The sequence below is a fragment of the Micromonospora sp. NPDC047753 genome (genome assembly GCF_040642735.1).
Lineage (GTDB): Bacteria > Actinomycetota > Actinomycetes > Mycobacteriales > Micromonosporaceae > Micromonospora.
This window is the reverse complement of sequence record NZ_JBEYSL010000706.1, coordinates 1-2,649: the sequence shown is the minus strand read 5'-3', so window position 1 is coordinate 2,649 and position 2,649 is coordinate 1. Positions and strand designations below refer to the sequence as shown.

General features: G+C 73.4%; 2 protein-coding genes and 1 pseudogene. All 3 read left to right on the top strand.

The features are described from left to right. A pseudogene (locus ABZ749_RS33480) lies at nt 1-624 on the top strand (long-chain fatty acid--CoA ligase); the annotation flags it as partial. After that, nucleotides 621-1,859 (top strand): beta-ketoacyl-[acyl-carrier-protein] synthase family protein, encoded by a 1,239-nt coding sequence (locus ABZ749_RS33475; RefSeq protein WP_357235016.1) that lies wholly within the window; start codon nt 621-623, stop codon nt 1,857-1,859. The pseudogene ABZ749_RS33480 and the gene ABZ749_RS33475, both read left to right, overlap by 4 nt. 75 nt (nt 1,860-1,934) lie before the next feature. After that, nucleotides 1,935-2,649, top strand: a 715-nt coding sequence (locus ABZ749_RS33470; RefSeq protein ID WP_357235013.1) for a VOC family protein, incomplete at its 3' end; no start/stop codon positions are given.

Below are 2,649 nucleotides of genomic sequence, written 5' to 3'. Positions count from 1 at the left end.
AGCGAGATGGGGCACTCGATGTTCCACATCACCCACCGCGCCGACACCGACCGGTACGGCCGCTGCATCGGCCGCCCGTACCGGTTCGCGAAGGTGGCGGTGCTCGGCGCCGACGGTGAGCCGGTGCCGGTCGGCGAGGTGGGTTTCCTGGGCATCGACTCACCGTCGCTGTTCCGGGGCTACTGGAACGACTCGGTCACCACCTACCGCTTCCGCCAGCGCGGCTGGTACCTCACCGGTGACCTGGTGCGCGCCGACAGCGACGGCCGCTACTACCACCTGGACCGGGCGGTGGACTCGGTCGACGCCGGTGACGGTCGGCGGTTCTTCACCGCGCTGTCCGAGGAGCGCATCCTCGCGTCCTGCGCGGACGTCACCGACTGCACCGTGGTGATCGTCGCCGAGGCCGGAGCGGTCGTCACCGACGTGCTGCTGGAGTTGGCCGCCGGCGCCGACGAGGCCGAGGACCGCACCGAGCGGGTCCGCGCCGCCCTCGGCCCGGACGTCGGCGCCACACTGCGCCGGGTCGTGCCGGTGCGCTCCGCCGACATCCCGGTCACCGTGACCGGCAAGGTCCGCAAGGTGGCCCTGCGCGAGCGCTACCTCACCGAGGCACGCTCATGACCGCGTTGATCACGGGGATGGGTCTGTTCACACCGGTCGGTCGGGGCGTCGAGGAAACCTTCGACGCGCTGACCACCGGCCGGTCCGGGCTGACCCGCCCGCCGGAGGGGCACCCGGCGAGCGCGTCGCTGGACGTCGCCGGCCTGCTGCCCGACATCGACCCACGTACCGTCGCGTCCGGGCCGGAGACCCGGGTGCTGGACCGGATCGTCGTCCTCGCCCTGCTCGCCGCCGCCGACGCTCTCACCGACGCCGGCATCGAGGTGGGCCGCGACGTCGACCCCGACCGGATCGGTGTGATCGTCGGTGGGGTCGGCGGGATGGCCACCCTGGAATCGCAGGTGCTGGCCCGGGCGGCCCGGGGTCGGGCGGCGGTCAGCCCGTACCTGCTCACCGGGATCCTGCCGAACATGCCGGCGGCGCGGATCGCCATCGCGCACGGCATCCGCGGCTACAGCTCGTCGGTCGGCACGGCCTGCGCCTCCGGCGCCCAGGCGGTCGCCGACGGGGTGCGGCTCATCGCGACCGGCGAGGTCGACGTGGTGCTCTGCGGGGCCAGCGAGGCACCGCTCTTCCCGACCTTCGCCGACACCTTCGGCAACGCGCGGGCGTTGGCGCGCGCCGGCACCGACCCGGGCCGGGCGAGTCGGCCGTTCGACACCTCCCGCAGTGGGTTCGTCCTGTCCGAGGGTGCCGCGCTGCTGGTGCTCGAACGCGCCGAGCACGCCGCGGCCCGCGGCGTCGCCGGGTACGCCGAGGTGGCCGGTCACGGCGCGACGACTGACGCGTACCACCCGACCGCCCCCCGCCCGGACGGCGCCGGCGCGGCGGCGTGCATCCGCCGGGCGCTGCGCAGCGCCGGTGTGCCGGCGGCGGCGGTCGGATACGTCAACGCGCACGGCACCGGCACGAAGCTCGGTGACATCGCGGAGACCACGGCGCTGGCCGACGTCTTCGGCGTCGGCGGTGTGCCGGTCAGCTCCACCAAGGCGCTCACCGGTCACCTGCTCGGTGCCTCCGGGGCGCTGGAGGCGGCGGCCACCGCGTTGGCGCTCGGTCGGGGCCTGCTGCCGCCGACGTACCACCTCGACGATCCGGATCCGGCCTGCCCGGCGGACCACATCCGTGGCACGGCCCGCAAGACAGACCTGGAGTACGCCATCACCAACTCGTTCGGGTTCGGCGGCCAGAACGTGAGCCTGCTGCTGGCGCGCGTCGCCGAGCCGAGGGGGTGATCGAGGCGGCATCCCGGGCGGGGTGTACCCGGACGGCAACACAGGGGGAATCGGGTGGGAAGGGTTTGAGGCGACATGGACATCCGTGGTATCGACCACATCGAACTCTACGTGGGGGACGCCCGACAGGCGGCCTTCTACTTCAGCACCGCCGTCGGCTTCGAGATCTGTGGCCAGGGTGGTCCGGAGACCGGGCTGGCGGGGCAGCGCTCACTGCTGCTCTGCCACGGCGACATCCGGTTGCTGCTCACCTCCGGGCTGAGCGCCGAGCATCCGGCGTCGCGGTACGTGCAACGCCACGGTGACGGCATCGGGGTCGTCGCCGTCGAGGTCGACGACGTGCCGGCCGCGTACGCCGAGCTGGTGGGTCGGGGTGCGACAGGGGTGACGCCGCCGACCACCCGCACCGGCGCGGACGCCGAGGTGGTGACCGCCGAGGTGGACGGCTTCGCCGACGTGCGGCACCGGCTGGTGCAGCGCCGGGGCGAGGGGAGCGAGTTCCTGCCCGGCGCCATCACCGCGGCGGCGTCCACGACGGACGGCCACCCGCCGGTGCTCGCCGAGATCGACCACCTGGCGGTCTGCGTGCCGCCCGGTCAGCTCGACGAGACGGTCCGGCACTTCGAGGCGCTGTTCGACTTCGCGCAGATCTTCGAGGAGCACATCGAGGTCGACGGACAGGGCATGAACTCCAAGGTGGTGCAGAGCCCGTCCGGGCGGGTCACTGTGGTGCTGCTCGAACCGGACCGCAACCGGCGACCCGGGCAGATCGACGCGTTCCTCGACCAGC